This is a genomic window from Bacillus sp. z14 (2026) (assembly GCF_058313575.1).
The window spans coordinates 86,731-101,603 of record NZ_JBZFQK010000001.1 but is presented as its reverse complement, the minus strand read 5'-3'; the positions used below and the strand labels follow the sequence as shown (position 1 = coordinate 101,603).

Sequence of the window (14,873 nt, the reverse complement as noted above, 5' to 3'; positions counted from 1 at the left end):
TGATTATATTCCCTTTCCTCTCTCCAATTCGCGTCCTGTAGCTTCTTCAATAATGTCCAAAAATTCATTTTCGATATCCTTGAATTCTACTCCTGGTGAAAGAGAACATCTGATGATTGTGGTTGCGTCATCAGATTCAAAAAAATTAGATTTGTTCTCTTTCTGTGGAAATATGCCAAACACTCTCTTAATGGCTGGATTCGCATACTTCGTTTTACGGGTGGTGTTGTAGTAAAACGACCTCACATTTGAATAATTGACGAGTTGAGAATACACCTTATAGCCTTGGTTATTATCGCGATTACGAGTGTAAACGCCTAGAGTGCCCAGTTTGTCATAAGATCTATATTTGAAATCCGCTAAGACGCTCCCTTTAAACACTCCTTGGTCATAAATATCCATCCTAAAGTCCGGTCTGTTGCTCTTTTCCACAGTGATTAGTGGGTTATCGAATGTATCGGCTTTTTCGGGTGGTTTAGAAATAAACGAATCGTACCAAACATTCAATACGAGGCCCTCAGAATTTCTGAGAGTTATTTTCGTGTTTGGGTCTAAGAATGGATAAATCGAATCGTCATTATGATCAAATATCCAACCCGAGATTTCATTGAAATTTAAATATTTGTTGTTCTTAAGCATTAATAACAGTTTAATAAATCCCCAAATTTCATATAACTTTGATGTTTCTTTCCAATAGTAAATGTAGTGTTTGAAAGGGTTGATCGTAAACGTGCTCCCTTTGTTTAATTGCAAATACAAAGAATATATGGTTCGATAATAGGGAAATCGCGTTAATTTCTCTTGATTATTCATATGTGCATCGACATTTTCAAACCAATTTTCCTCCAAAGCCAAAATAACATTGGCTTTTAGCTTCTTAAATTGTTCCAATCGTTCCTTTTCAATCACTAATTTTTTATCGATTATATCTGTTGGAGATTTATATCTTTTTTGCAATGCCAAGTCATTTTTTAAAGACACAATTTTCTTCTTCACATATTTTTCTACCAAGAAAATGCTGTCTAAAAATTCTTCTAACATCTTCTTTAAATTGCTGTTTATCGAAAGATTGTAGTCAATTATATAATCGTAGCTAGGAACCTTGTGGGTGGAAGTGTGTCTGCTCTGCTTTAATTGGGTCGTTTTCAGGTCGCTCCGCGTTGGCTGTCCTAACGATTTATACATATATTTTTTGGTTATTTTAAATCTAGGCTCTCGTAATATTAAATTGATGTTGTTAATCAAAGCCACTGAGTTTGAAATTAAGAAGTCGTATTTGCGGGTTATAGATTCATTGGTTGAATCATTTTCAAACCCAGCAAAATTTCTTCTAACTGCTGTTTCCTTAGCGAGGTCCACTAAGGTTCCTTCGATTTCTCCCCTCATTAAATTTAGTTGTTCTACGTGGATCCTTGAAGGGGTCACTTTCAAGAAAGCATAATACTCTTCATCGTGAACAGTGACTACCATTCTGTACACACCAGGTAAAAGACAGCTGAAATTAAGGTTATCCGTATTGAAATCAGATTCAAAATTTAAGTAGAGACCTCTGATTTCTTGCGAAGGATGAAAAAACACGGTTTCAGAATCTCTAAATGACTTTTCGGGCAACATATCCATTATTTCGATCCATAACTTAGCGTCCGGTTGGTTGCATTCAAATTTAACCCTTAAATCGCACAGTTCGGTGCAGGAGTAACTATACTCTTCAAGATTTTTTAAAGCTTCTTCTAAATCAGTTGAAAAACTAATAACCAAGTCTCCTACAGTGTTCTTATCCGAAAAAAAGAGCAAGTTAAATGGTATGCCCATACTCATCTAGCTCCTTAGCTAAATTGACTAGTTTTCTTTTTGCTGAATCAAAATCAGAAATACTTCGGTTGTTGTTTAACAATTTATAAAGATGCCCTTCTTCGTATTTTTCGTTTTGAATTTTACCAATCAGCGCTCCGAGTTGCTTTTGGGAACCCCTTAATTTCGGCAAAATCCTTTGTGTTAGTTGCAAATCGAATGCTTTGCTTCTAGGAAATTGCGGAGAGTTAGGGATATTCGCTATATACTCTTCAATTTGGTTAACAATCCTATATCCTACGCCAATTTGGTCTGTTGCTTCCTGCATTAAGCGGTTGATTTCCCACAAGATATCAATCTCTTCTGCAGTCAATACACTGTATTTATGGTTTTTCTGCATACTTTTTAGCTTAATGAAGGTTCTTAAAGGTTCCACAGTCTCAACTTCCCCTTTAGGTGACTCTTTCTTTTCGTTAAGGGCAGTTGCAAGTTTTTCCCGTACATCTTTGTATGGGCATAGTCCAAGTGAAATCGTATTGGCTCTATCAAGCACCTTATCTGAAAATTGGAATGAAGATTCGTCGATGTTAACCGTACCCGCAAACAAAAGATTTTCACTAAGTTTAATTTCAGACGGATATACGTTTTGGTTATAAACACGCCCGTTTAAGTTACTGCTATATAAATTAATGTGTCTATCATCAGGCTCTCTCTCTAATACGGATAGGAACTGGGAAAAATAATGCTCCACCTTTGCTAAGTTCATTTCATCTAAACAAACGATGTAACATTCATCAGGGTTGTTGTTTGCCTCGATGATGAAATCAACTAACCCTGACTCCCCAGGTCTATATATGCCTTGAGAGCTGTCTAGGTATCCTAATAAATCCGTATCGTCCTGCCAAAATGGTCTTACAGGAACGAATAGCAACTTACTTTTATTGACGTTTGAATAATCGCTGCCCTTGCTGGCAAATTTATTAAGAGCTTCGTGATAGCACTGTACGATACGTGATTTCCCTGTTCCGCTCAACCCAGCTAAGATCACAAGGCTTTTGTTCTTCATAGCCGTATGGAAGTTATACAAATCTAAAGGTGTATAAAGTAGGTTTTTTGACAATGCAACCTCTTCGAACACTTTCAAAAATTCTAGTTCATTAATATCCTCGATTTTTGATTTGGCTTTTTGAGGACTTACTTTGCGTCCTTTTGATATCAAGGATTCTCTAAACTCATTATCCTTTTCGCCTGTAACAAACATTACTTTGCCTTTAGATAAGTAATACTCTCCTAGTTCCTTTAAACTGATTTCTCTATAATATGTATTCTCTTTATTCGTGATAAATTTAAATTGATATTCCTCCGAATACTCAATCCCTTCAATAGGACCGAACGCATATAACCTATCAAGTTTTGGCTCCGAAAATGGTTCCTTAACAAGGTTAGATTTGTACTCACCTATCAAAACAAACGAAGGGTAGTCCTCGGATTCTTTAGATAGTGAAAAGTACGATTGGACGTATTCGTTGTTCGTTAACTTTTGGATAACATCTACTGTTTTTTTACCTGAATTAGTTCGAATAAAAGGGATTGGAAAATACGTATGATCGTTGTTTGATTCCCTTCTAACAACCTCTAAGTCGTATGCGTTATAAAAGGTTTGGTCATTTTCTTTATACTTAGCCTTAATTTTGAACATTAGATAATGTACATTTAAAAAATCGGTCAATTCCTTATATCTTTCTTCAGGTGTTAAGTCCTTATCGTCGGTAAACCCTAAGTTTTCTAACTCCCCTGAAAAACTGGTTACTCGCTTAGTTATATCATCTGTTATATTTTCTGGTGGATTAGAAATCACTTTGATTGGAAAGCGTATGATTGAATTCTCTTTCGTTAATAAGAAATGGTCCGTGTCCTGTAGTTTGCCAAGGAATTTTGTTTCAAACCATTTGGTTTCGGTCATAATAACCCTCCATTCTTCCAATGTACTGGTCAAAATTCTCTAGAGAGTCAATAAACAGTGCATTTCCTATTTCTCCAAAGTATTTAAAGATTTTTGAAGCAATTAATTTCGCTTCTTCTTTTTTGTTTAGGGTAAAAGAAAGCACGACTAACTTATGATAATTTTTATAGTCCTCTATCTCATCGATGCCTCCACTCGCATATTCATAATTTAAAAAATCTAAAGTCGTCACTTTAGAATCTATACATTTTCTATAAGAGTCATTTCCGTAAAACAAGAGCTTCAGTTTGCCTAGTTCTTCGTTTTCTATCTCGAACTGCCTCAATTCCTCTCTTAATTTCGTAAGTACATTCTCTAATCTTTGGTTTTCTTTTTTGGCTAATTTTAAATCTTTTTTTAAACCTTTGTTTTCGTGTTCTTGTGTTAAAACAGCTTTTCTTCTCTTCATCGCTATATCTTGTAATCTTTTATTCTCTTCTTCTAGTTTGGTGATAATGGATCGAAGATTTTTGACTAGTGATTCTTCTTCGTTAGTCTTCTCTTCTGTTTTTTTGAATGCTATGTTGTCATTTTGTGAATCTCCTAGATACTTTTCTAATAAGCTAACCTTATCCCCGAAAATCAACGCGAAAGCAACTTCTCCGATACTAGTATTCTCGATCTTTTCTGTTAACATTTTTTCATCAATGGTAGATGTTAAAGCCCAAGAATAATCTCTATTTTTTTCTTTTGTATATGTCTCAGCGGCTTTTTTTAATAAAGTTATCAATTTTTCTTCAGATACTTCAGTAAGTATCCTTTTCATTGTCTTTGTCTTGGTAGGGCTTGATGGGCCGTTAATACGAAAGCCCTTAACGCGCAATTTGTTAATTCTGAATATGTCTTCTAGTTGTTTGCTATCAAGCTTATCTATTATCTTTAAAAAAAGCTCATACATCGCCATCCTCCTAACTCTGCCGCTTACTTAAATTATACTAGAAAAGTTATTTTTAATAAATTCGATATTAACAAACTATTCAGATACCTTATTATGCGGAGGTTCAAATTCAGAGAAAGTGGTTTCATAAATATATAGAGTAGTTGCAAAGACATATAGAAGAACACCGAGCTGCCTTGCAAAAGTGTTATAGTTTATCAGGAGTGTAAAAACAAAAAAACCATCATCTTAGTAATGAAGGTTTTTAAAATGAGATTTAACTTGGATATTGAGCAATAGTCAACTTAATTACTGTCTTGTTTCAGTTGTGGCTGTTGATAATGATTTCACCGTTATCTATTTGAATGAAAAAGTCATTAAGATTTTCAATAATGAACTTTTCTTCTTAAGTTATTGGTTTTTCAGGCAACTTTGGTTCAGATGTAGGAAAATCATCTGTTACATCTTGCCACTCTACCTGAACATATGCTTCGTTCATTACAGGGATGCTTGCTCCGGTAACTCGACCTTCGTTGATACATATAGAGTTTTCATTATCTACCCTTCTATGAAGTTCTCCTGAATCATCACAAGCAATTTTCACACCATATACTTATTCATAAGCAGCAATTAACGAGATCCGCGCTATCAATGCGTCCCTTGCGTCTTTGTACCATTTGCCGTTTATAATCATACTGTTGCCAATTGGGTCGCCTAAAGAAATTTGATATACTCGCTTCATTTCTCTCTTCTGTTAATTCATATTCTAATATTAACAGAGTGTCCAAAGTTCAGCGGTTATATACTTCGTATAGCTGAATATATTCTTATGTTTGCGATTAACAAAACACGCATAAAAAGGTTTGTTCTAAGAGTAGTCTCTCACTTCATATACAAATACCTAGTAGTCTTTGATTTAAAAATGATGACAAATACTCCCGAATTTTGTTTATATGGAATACCATTTATTTATCTGAGTTCCTAAAACGAAAATGAGCATTTAATTGACCCTTAATCATTTCATCCCGAATTTTTCTGCGTTGCATATCGTTTCTAATTTCTGCTGTTTGTACACCTTCTTCCATTTTTTCTGCAATCTTCATTAAGGTCTCTACATCTTGAAATGAGTATTTGCGAATTCCTTTAATTGATCTTTCGGGAAAAATCAATCCGCGTTCCTCGTAATAACGAATTTTCCGTTGGGAGATCCCTGTTAGTTCGCTGACAATGCCTATAGATATAACCTTCTTATCCTTATATGATGACATAGCTCCCTCCCCCCCTAAATAAGGCTATATGAACTGCTATATAGTTGATTATTACTTGTTTACAGTTAATCTCAAGGTGTTTGGGAGATGTTCTGACATATATTTTTTACAACTGCATAGATTATCAAGAATTTTTTGATGTTGATTTTTGAATTTTCAGTATTTTTAATTCTATCTATGTGAGATAATATCAAGGTACATTTTACTATATTTAGGGGGATTGCAGGTGAGCCAGGAGACTTCATATAAAGATAAAAAAGTCATAACAATCGGTGTTGTCAAAGAATTAACTGGGTTATCGGAAAGGCAAATCCGTTATTACGAAGAACGTAAACTCATTTTTCCTGCTAGAAACAATGGCGGAAGTCGGAAATATTCTTTTACAGATATAGAATTATTAATGGATATAGCTGAAAAAATTGAAGACGGCATACAGACCTATGAGATCAGGCAAGAAATGCTTAGAGAAAAGAAAAAAGAAGATGCAGCTAAAACGCACAAAAAAATGATTCAAGGGCAATTAAATGCTCAATTTGGTGTTCAAAAATACAACTAGACCGGTTTATCTCCTTCTGCACATACACTTCCACTCCTTTCCATAAAAACCACGTTAGGTTTCCTTACATGGTTGTAGAATTCCAATCCCTGATGATGCGACAATACAGACAGTAAAGGAAAACTTACTTAGGAAGGTGTGGAATTATGGATACGATTTTTTTAATGAATAGCCTTTGGGTGATGGTGGGAGCAGTGTTAGTCATCTTGATGATTGGTGGCTTTATCCTGCTAGAGACTGGATCCACTCGAATGAAAAATGCTGGACATATCGCAGGTAAAACGATTCTTACATTCGGAATTTCTTCTATTGTCTTTTGGGCAATAGGCTTTGGATTCATATTTGGGGATGGAGCTGGTTTAAGTAAATTCATTGGTTTATCTGACTTCTTTTACTCTGGGTATGATCTCGATGGTGTTGGTTTATCTGGAGCCGTATTCTTTTTATTCCAAACAGCCTTTGCCGGAATATCGATAACTATTGCTTTTGGGGGATTTGCAGAACGAGCGAAAATGGGTGTATATGTACTCTTCGCCGTTTTATTCTCTGCCCTTGTTTACCCTCCTATCGCTCACTGGATTTGGGGCGGTGGCTGGTTAGCTGATCATGGTAAACAAGATTTTGCCGGTTCCACTGTTGTTCACTTAACTGGTGCCATGGCAGCTTTGGCAGCTACGATCCATTTGAAACCGCGTATCGGTAAATTTAATAAAGATGGCTCAGCTAATAACTTATATGGACATAACCAAGTATACACAGCATTAAGTGTTTTATTGCTTTGGGTTGGATGGTTCGGTTTCAATGCCGGCAGTACGGTAGCAGTGGATGCAGGATTCTTTGGATTTGTTGCAGTTAATACGAATCTTGCCGCGGCTGCTGGAACGATAGCTGCCATGATTATTTCTTGGATTGTCATGGGGAAAGCAGATGTGTCCATGATGTTAAATGGAGCATTAGCCGGTCTGGTTGCCATTACGGCATCCTGTGCATTCGTTGAAGCTTGGGCATCCGTAGTTATTGGATTTGTTGCTGGAATTCTAGTATTTTATAGCATCCGTTTCTTTGAAGCTCGAAAAATTGATGATCCAATCTATGCTCTTTCCGTTCATGGAGCTGCTGGGATATGGGGCACCTTATCCACTGGCTTTTTTGCTACAAAAGAGCTGGCCACTGTCGGAAAAGCTGGTTTATTTTACGGCGGCGGCTTTAGCCAATTAGGTGTTCAAGCTTTGGGTGTCGTTGTATGCGGAGCATTTGCTTTTCTGGTATCCTATATTCTTTTATTAGGTATGAAAAAAGTGATGCGCGGCCTTCGTGTTACGGAGGAAGAAGAAATAATGGGATTGGATATGAGTGAACATGGCGCATATGGTTACCCTGAATTACTTAAAAATGAAACAACTGATAAATCTATCATGTAAATGGTATCCCCTGAACTGTGCTTAGTTCAGGGGATCATTTCCATTAAGGAGCGTCTGAATGGAAACCGAAAATCAGGACTATTCAAAAATATGGGCTTATCGAAAACAGCAATTTAATTCAATAACCTTAAGCCCTGATGAACTGAATTTGCTTCATGACGAGATTATAAGGCAGACCATCACGATAGCTTTTAATAAGACAACCCAAATATTTGGGTCTCCTCCCTCCCCTTTTTGCTTTTTTGTTATGGGAAGTGCCGGTCGAAAAGAACAAGGTATCTGGAGCGATCAGGACCATGGGATCATTTTTGAACACAATCATCCAGAAGTGCGAAATTATTTCTTATCGCTGGGGAAAGAAATATCCGAGGGGTTAATGCAAGTTGGATATAGCCTTTGTGAAGGTAAAGTGATGGCAAGTAATCCTTTCTGGTGCAGATCATACAATCAGTGGATGCATCAATTAAATGATTGGATAGATGATGCGTCATGGGAATCTATCCGTTATTTGCTTACTTTTATGGATAGTCGAGCATTTCTGGGCGAGGAAAGGTTTATACGGCAATTAAAACAGTATTCTTATCAACTAATTGATGAAAAACATTTATTAACCCGTATCCTGGATAATACAATGCATATAAAAAAAACGATTGGTGTATTCGGACAGTTACTTTTAGAAACTCACGGCCCATATTCTGGCTGTTTAAATATAAAGGAATCTGCTATATACCCATATGTGAATGCCGGAAGAATTCTCGCAATCAATGAAAAATTAAATGCAACCACCACTATCGATAGGCTTAAAGGTGTACCGGATTCTGTTCTACCAAAACAAAATCGAGAAAAATATGCTAATCAGTTTGCCAAACTACAAACATATCGGCTGGTCTATGGAATTCATACAGACTATGAATCCGGACATTACTTGGCTGTGAATAAGCTATCGAAAGTAGAAAAGAAAAATGTTAAGGACATAATCAAGGATGGGATTCAACTGACTGAATATGTGAAAATGCTTGCGGCAAAGGGTGATCAGAATGGGAATGAATGATTTTATCGAATTTTTCAGAGGAATGAGCGGTAAGATCAGTTCGAACGTACTCGCCGGTGTACAGGGGCAAGCAACTCCGCAAAATATCTCTTTTATGCGACAGCTAGAAAAGGAAGCGCGTAAAAAGGACGATCTAAATTGTCCTCTTGATCAGCTTGATGTGGTTGTGTTTGACATCGAAACAACAGGATTTTTCCCTGACAAAGGTGATCAGATGATCTCTATAGGTGCTGTGAAAATGCATGGATGTGAGATATTAACTGAAGAAAGCTTCTATTCACTGATTAAGACGGACATCCCTTTATCTCCTGAAATTACTTCTCTAACGAATATTACAGGTAAAGAACTTCAAGCCGCTCCGGAGAGTTCAGATGTCCTGATGAATTTCTTTAAATTTGTCTCGACTAAAAGTCTGGTTGCCCATCATTCTCAGCATGAGCAAAGCTTTATGCACAAGTTCACTTGGGACGTGACTCGAACAAAATTCCAGCATAGAATCCTTGATACTTCTTTCTTAACACAACTATTTAATCCCGTCAGCAGCTCAAATGCCTTAGAAGACTTATGTGCTGGATGCGGGATAGAAATCAAAAATAGACATCACGCATTGGGAGATGCCTTCATGACGGCCCGCTTATGGGGCTATTATCTATCAAAAGCCCAGGAAGCAGGTTTTAAAAACCTTAGTGAAATATATAATCACATAGCCAGATATAGGTAAGGGCCATATATCTTTTAATAATCCATTTAGACTATTAAGTAAAATAAATTGAGTGTAATAAAACTACAAAGAGGGGGTTCTTAACCCCCTCTAGCATTAAATACTACATAAATTTAAACCCCATATTTACCGCGGTCGTAGTAATACTGTCTATCAATCATACCTTTCAATCTAAACAGATCAATCCATAGAATGATAGAAAATGTACACATAACCGCTAACCAATACCAAAAGATATAATGGATACGTTCATGTATATACATTCTATGAGCTCCAATGCTTCCGAGAAGAAACCATAGTAGTAACGCGATTCCAAATGATTTTCTTTGTGCTCTCAAAATAAGTCCTTCTTTCTCTATATTATGTATAATATCAAGTATTCATAGCCTTCGCCCATCATTATGAAAGAAGCAAACAGCTATGTCTACCTGCTAAATTTAACAATTATACATAATACTAGAAGGAGTAACCACTTTTACAGTACGCATCTGAAAACAACCAGTTCTCAATGCTAATTAGCTTATCAGTAAGTTTTCATAAACCTCATCTGATTCGTACGAACACTGAATTGCGGGACATTCCTTATCAGATATTCTCAACTTAGTTACTGATTAATAGCTTTTTTTGATTTTTTAAGATCTTCATAGATTGTCTTAAAAACATAGCCCGCTACGGCTAAATCATCCACTTGGCCGAAACCGATAATAAAGTCAGGTATTACGTCTGTAGGTAATACTAAATATAATCCGGCAGCAGCGATAGCAAATTTTGATTTCTTCGATAATTTTTTCAGCATAGGATTACCTCCATTTTTATTTTAGCTTTTATTTAAACCTAGTCCACGGACGATCGGTTTTACCAGCGTATCCAACGGATTAATAATCTCAAGACCTGTTTGTTTAGCACCATCATACATAGATAGTTGACCAACTGATAGGATATCTTGAGATTTTTGACGATATAACGTAATATATTCCGCTATTTTTTCGTTATATTGTTCAGTCATCCCCTTCATCATTAAATCGAATGTACCTTCTATAACATGAACATTAATAGGTAATGTCTTTCCCTTTATAGCAGCATATTGATGAAGTCGGTCCATCGTTCCCTTTACAGTTCCTGGATTCGAAAAGAATATAGTCTGTGGTTCAGTAACCCCGCAGATTGCTTCGAAAAAAGGCTCGTCTATTTTAAATATTGGTAGTTTGGATGTTACATGTTCTTCCTGTAACAGAGCAATATAATTTGTACATGTCAGAAGAATCCCATCTACCTGACAGCTCTCCATCCAGTTTATTTGTTCTGCAATTTTCATACCAGCTTGTTCTTTTTGAAAAGATAAATCATGAGTTAAACGACTCATTAAACCTGGATCCACAAAGTGTACAAGGTCTACCTCATAGGGTGAGAATGCCCCGTCAATATAATGAATATTTGAATGATGTGCATGCATACACGCCAATCGTTTTCCCAAAATAATTCACCTCTATTAAGTTTATAATAGTTTACCAGCTATACTTTTCACTGTCTATTTCCTTCTATTACCTTATACGTGTAGCTTTAAAATTCGTTTCACCCTACCATATATTGTATAATTATATCGTACACGATATAAAAGGAGGAATACGATGAAAAGTGTTTACGATTTTGAAGTAAAAAAGACAAACGGCAAATTGCAGTCTTTGAAAGAATATGAAGGCAAGCCTCTCCTTATCGTTAATACAGCCAGTAAATGTGGGCTGGCGCCTCAATTTAAAGGACTTCAGGAGTTATACGAAAAATTTAACAGCCAAGGCTTTGAGGTATTAGGATTCCCATGCGACCAATTTAATAGTCAGGAATATGATGATATTAATGAAACCACCGAGTTTTGCCAAATAAACTATGGAGTTACATTCCCAATTTTTGCGAAGATTGATGTAAATGGTGATCATGCTGACCCGCTTTTTCAGTATTTAACGACTGAACAGAAAGGTCTCCTTAGCAAAAAAATTAAATGGAACTTCACTAAATTTTTAATTGATAAAAAAGGTCAGGTTATCGAGCGTTATGCTCCAACCACCGCTCCCGAAAAAATTACGAAAGATATCATGGAAGAATTGGAAAAGTGATAGGTTATGGAGAAGGAAGTTACATTAAATAAACAGTTATGCTTCGCTTTACACGAAACTACCAATGAATTTACGAGGCTATATTCTAATGTTTTAAAGCCATTTGGCTTAACATATCCTCAATACTTAGTATTATTGAGCTTATGGGAGCAAGATCAAGTTCCAATGAAAGAGCTTGGACAAAAGCTGAATATGGGAACTGGGACGTTAAATCCCATTATTTCAAGGATGCAGCATAGCGGATGGCTGATAAAAGAACGGTCTAAGACGGACGAACGCATGATGCTGATCTCTCTGCAAGAAAAAGCATATAAGCAAAAAAATAATATCATTGATTCCATTAAGTCGAAAATTGAGGAATGTGGATTAGAAATCGAGGAGTATCAAGCATTGATGGAATACGTAAATAAACTCAATGCAAAGTTAAAAAGTCTTTAAGCTAAAAAAAAGCTGTCTCAATGAGACAGCTTTTTTTATATTACTCTTAAAGATTATCAGTATCAATCTTATTTTTTTGATATGGCTTTGCAGTTAAACGGTCTGTATCTTCGTCTGTTAACGAAGAATCCTGTACAGAGGTACCCTCCATACGAGTAGTTGTATTATGATCATTTACAAATGGATTACCATCCTTGTCAACCTGAACATCTTCTTTTTTAACGGTATCTTGAACGGTTTTGGTATCTGTAACTTTTTCTTTACCGATCACAATCTCATCAGTTACAACTGGCTTTTTGGTCACTTCTATTTTTTCCTCTGTTACAGGGATACGAATTTCTTCATTGTCAGTGATAGCACCCAATTGATCTGTCGTATCACGATCTGTTACTTTACGTCGCTCAATATAAACTTCTTCATGGTCCACTGGTACTTCAACTTCTTTTTGTGTTTCCGTTACTTTTTTATTAACAATTACTTCTCCAGTTTTCACTTCATTTTTATCAACGTTTAATCGTTCTTCGCGAAGTTTAATTCTTCTTTCTTCGTCAGTTAGTGTATCATCATTTGCCAAACGATCAGTTGTATTAAGAGCGGCAGAAGCATTTGCTCCTGAATTCACATCTTCAGTACGATCCATGCCAATTGTATCTCCAAGCTGTGCATCTTGATCAACAAGAACTAAAACTTTTCCGTTGTTCACTTCTTCTGCATAGCGTGCACTTTCTTCAGAAGTAAAACCATAGTCCGTTCTCATTTTCTCTTCAACTGGATTATTAGTATCCAATGTAAAGAATTTTGCTACTTTATCCATAAAGGAATCTTCATCATTTGATACTGTTTTAACATCTTTATCTATCGTGTAATTTCCCATCAAATCTAATTTATCTGCATTATCTGCGACTACAGTAATATCAGAACTATCATACCCTTTTGCTTTCAAACTATTAATAGCCTGTACGACTTCTGCACTTTGTGTGTAAACTCCATAAACTGTTTTATTCATGTTATATTCCTCCTAGCAATTTTTGTTCGGATAATATTTGCTTCACAGTTAAAATATACCCACACTGGAAATCAATAAACAATAAAGTGAGAATCAACACCCTGATTATGTCAAGTGTTTTTTTGCATATATGGTAGGTTCTCGTTTTTATTTTATTGAAATTTTTTTATTATCTTTGTCTTTTTAGGGGAATCTGGCAAATAAACACCCGTTCTCAATCCTTAATTCTCATAAAGTAAACTGGATATTTATGTTAAAATAAACAAAGAAGAGTGTGAAGAATATTTCGGAGGTGAATGAATGTGGAGACTTTAGCAGTCTTAATCATTGGTATTTTTATTATGTTTATTGGTTTTTTAGTATTAAGGAATAAAGCCCTCTTCTTAGTGAATCTTGTTTTGTGGAACGGTGTTTCAGGTGACGAAGAATTGTTATCTCGTATTTTTGGGACAATTTTATTAGTGGTTGGCTTAATCGTGACCCTTCTACCCATTTTCTTGTCTTAAATTACTCATTTTCATACACCTCGTAACCAATAAATCTTCTAAAAAAAGAGAGCCTAATTGGCTCTCCTCTCATCCTTTTAAAACATTATTAGCAAATATTTGATCAACGATATCCATGACTTCAATAGAATCATGCCAAGTCATTTGTGGACTCTCAAGCACACCTTCTTGAAGGCATCGGCCTACTTCACGGATTTGATATTCAAATCCAGTTAATTCGAAAGGTTCTTCAATCGTCCATTCTTTATTTGGGGTGGTGATTGTTGCGGACTGGGCATTTGAAAAATACGGTATATAAATACTGCCGTCTGTGCCTAATAGACTTGCATCTTTTCGTGTATTTGCCCTTATCGTACAGTAAATTTGAGCAAACGATCCATTGTCATAGCTTAATTGTATAGTCCCATTTTCATCTACATCTGTTACTCCATATTGTAATGAGCTTTGAATCGATTTTGGTTTATTTCCAAGTAAATAAGCGCAATATGAGATAGGATAAATCCCGATATCTAATAATGCTCCTCCGCCAAGTTCTCGGTTAAATATGCGCCCCTTCGGATCAAATTCCCCTTTAAAACCGAGTTCCGCTCTCATGAAAGTAGGCTCTCCAATGACACCTTCCTTGACGAGGTTTCTTATTTCTTTATTAATTGGCATAAAGCGTGATTTCATCGCTTCCATAAAGAAGACCTTATTCTCTTTAGCAGCATGGATGACTTCTTGAACTTCTTCTTTATTCATTGTAACAGGCTTTTCACAAAGCACGGCTTTTCCATGGTTTAAACAACGAATCGCATTTTCTTTATGAAATGGGTGTGGAACAGCGATATAAATAGCATCAATTTGTTCATCCTGTATTAGCTCATCATATGTACCATAACAAAATTTTTCTTCAACCCCGTATTTTCGGCCAAATTCGAGCGCGTGATCCTTCGTCCTGGAGGCGACTGCTTTTAAAGTAACGCCATCCATTGCTTTCACCGTTTTCGCAAAACGTTCTGCTATGTTACCAAGTCCAATAATACCCCACTGAATTGTTTTCATAGAATCCCTCAATTTCGTTTATTTAATTTATAGAATATTTACATTCATTATAATATAAATGAATCATAGATGAGATAATTA

General features: G+C 35.9%; 17 protein-coding genes. 7 read left to right on the top strand and 10 right to left on the bottom strand.

Features of this window, described 5'->3' with window-relative positions:
• Positions 1-3: 3 nt before the first annotated feature.
• The 5 genes from AC4G3O_RS00500 to AC4G3O_RS00480 form a co-directional block, all read right to left on the bottom strand.
• Entirely contained in the window at positions 4-1,812 is a 1,809-nt protein-coding gene (locus tag AC4G3O_RS00500) for a hypothetical protein (protein WP_491135636.1), read from the bottom strand.
• On the bottom strand, positions 1,796-3,754 hold the full coding sequence (locus AC4G3O_RS00495; RefSeq protein WP_491135635.1) for an McrB family protein: 1,959 nt from the start codon (positions 3,752-3,754) through the stop codon (positions 1,796-1,798). The genes AC4G3O_RS00500 and AC4G3O_RS00495 overlap by 17 nt, the downstream gene beginning before the upstream one ends.
• Positions 3,732-4,691 (bottom strand): hypothetical protein, encoded by a 960-nt coding sequence (locus AC4G3O_RS00490; protein WP_491135634.1) that lies wholly within the window; start codon positions 4,689-4,691, stop codon positions 3,732-3,734. Before AC4G3O_RS00490 ends, AC4G3O_RS00495 begins: the two co-directional genes overlap by 23 nt.
• Positions 4,692-5,283: 592 nt before the next feature.
• Entirely contained in the window at positions 5,284-5,412 is a 129-nt protein-coding gene (locus AC4G3O_RS00485) for a hypothetical protein (RefSeq protein WP_257469042.1), read from the bottom strand.
• 223 nt (positions 5,413-5,635) lie between these two features.
• Complete coding sequence (locus tag AC4G3O_RS00480) at positions 5,636-5,938, bottom strand: MerR family transcriptional regulator (RefSeq protein WP_066103826.1); 303 nt, start codon at positions 5,936-5,938, stop codon at positions 5,636-5,638.
• Between the two features lie 226 nt (positions 5,939-6,164).
• Here AC4G3O_RS00480 and AC4G3O_RS00475 point away from each other — a divergent pair, with 226 nt between their 5' ends.
• From AC4G3O_RS00475 to AC4G3O_RS00460, 4 genes are all read left to right on the top strand, one after another.
• On the top strand, positions 6,165-6,494 hold the full coding sequence (locus tag AC4G3O_RS00475) for a MerR family transcriptional regulator (protein WP_066103828.1): 330 nt from the start codon (positions 6,165-6,167) through the stop codon (positions 6,492-6,494).
• Between the two features lie 146 nt (positions 6,495-6,640).
• Entirely contained in the window at positions 6,641-7,915 is a 1,275-nt protein-coding gene (locus AC4G3O_RS00470; RefSeq protein WP_066103830.1) for an ammonium transporter, read from the top strand.
• Positions 7,916-7,973: 58 nt separating this feature from the next.
• Complete coding sequence (locus AC4G3O_RS00465) at positions 7,974-8,966, top strand: DUF294 nucleotidyltransferase-like domain-containing protein (protein WP_491135633.1); 993 nt, start codon at positions 7,974-7,976, stop codon at positions 8,964-8,966.
• A complete protein-coding gene (locus AC4G3O_RS00460) occupies positions 8,953-9,687 on the top strand; it encodes an exonuclease domain-containing protein (protein WP_066103835.1) in 735 nt (244 codons plus the stop codon). Before AC4G3O_RS00465 ends, AC4G3O_RS00460 begins: the two co-directional genes overlap by 14 nt.
• A 113-nt stretch (positions 9,688-9,800) precedes the next feature.
• On the opposite strand, the gene AC4G3O_RS00455 is transcribed toward AC4G3O_RS00460, so the two are convergent.
• The 3 genes from AC4G3O_RS00455 to AC4G3O_RS00445 form a co-directional block, all read right to left on the bottom strand.
• Positions 9,801-10,025 (bottom strand): NINE protein, encoded by a 225-nt coding sequence (locus tag AC4G3O_RS00455; protein WP_066103838.1) that lies wholly within the window; start codon positions 10,023-10,025, stop codon positions 9,801-9,803.
• A 266-nt stretch (positions 10,026-10,291) separates the two neighbouring features.
• Entirely contained in the window at positions 10,292-10,483 is a 192-nt protein-coding gene (locus AC4G3O_RS00450) for a YkvA family protein (RefSeq protein WP_066103840.1), read from the bottom strand.
• 21 nt (positions 10,484-10,504) lie between these two features.
• Positions 10,505-11,161 (bottom strand): hypothetical protein, encoded by a 657-nt coding sequence (locus AC4G3O_RS00445; protein ID WP_066103842.1) that lies wholly within the window; start codon positions 11,159-11,161, stop codon positions 10,505-10,507.
• Positions 11,162-11,315: 154 nt separating this feature from the next.
• Here AC4G3O_RS00445 and AC4G3O_RS00440 point away from each other — a divergent pair, with 154 nt between their 5' ends.
• Both AC4G3O_RS00440 and AC4G3O_RS00435 read left to right on the top strand, forming a co-directional pair.
• On the top strand, positions 11,316-11,798 hold the full coding sequence (locus AC4G3O_RS00440) for a glutathione peroxidase (RefSeq protein WP_066103844.1): 483 nt from the start codon (positions 11,316-11,318) through the stop codon (positions 11,796-11,798).
• A gap of 6 nt (positions 11,799-11,804) precedes the next feature.
• On the top strand, positions 11,805-12,236 hold the full coding sequence (locus AC4G3O_RS00435; protein ID WP_066103845.1) for a MarR family winged helix-turn-helix transcriptional regulator: 432 nt from the start codon (positions 11,805-11,807) through the stop codon (positions 12,234-12,236).
• A gap of 46 nt (positions 12,237-12,282) precedes the next feature.
• Here the strand turns inward: AC4G3O_RS00435 and AC4G3O_RS00430 are convergent, their stop codons facing one another.
• Positions 12,283-13,242 carry a YsnF/AvaK domain-containing protein gene (locus tag AC4G3O_RS00430; RefSeq protein ID WP_066103848.1) on the bottom strand — a complete coding sequence of 320 codons (960 nt, stop codon included), beginning with the start codon at positions 13,240-13,242 and terminating at the stop codon, positions 12,283-12,285.
• A 302-nt stretch (positions 13,243-13,544) separates the two neighbouring features.
• Here AC4G3O_RS00430 and AC4G3O_RS00425 point away from each other — a divergent pair, with 302 nt between their 5' ends.
• Complete coding sequence (locus tag AC4G3O_RS00425; protein WP_066103850.1) at positions 13,545-13,748, top strand: hypothetical protein; 204 nt, start codon at positions 13,545-13,547, stop codon at positions 13,746-13,748.
• A 69-nt stretch (positions 13,749-13,817) separates the two neighbouring features.
• Here AC4G3O_RS00425 and AC4G3O_RS00420 read toward each other — a convergent pair whose 3' ends face one another.
• Entirely contained in the window at positions 13,818-14,792 is a 975-nt protein-coding gene (locus AC4G3O_RS00420; protein ID WP_140461454.1) for a Gfo/Idh/MocA family protein, read from the bottom strand.
• Positions 14,793-14,873 lie beyond the last annotated feature (81 nt).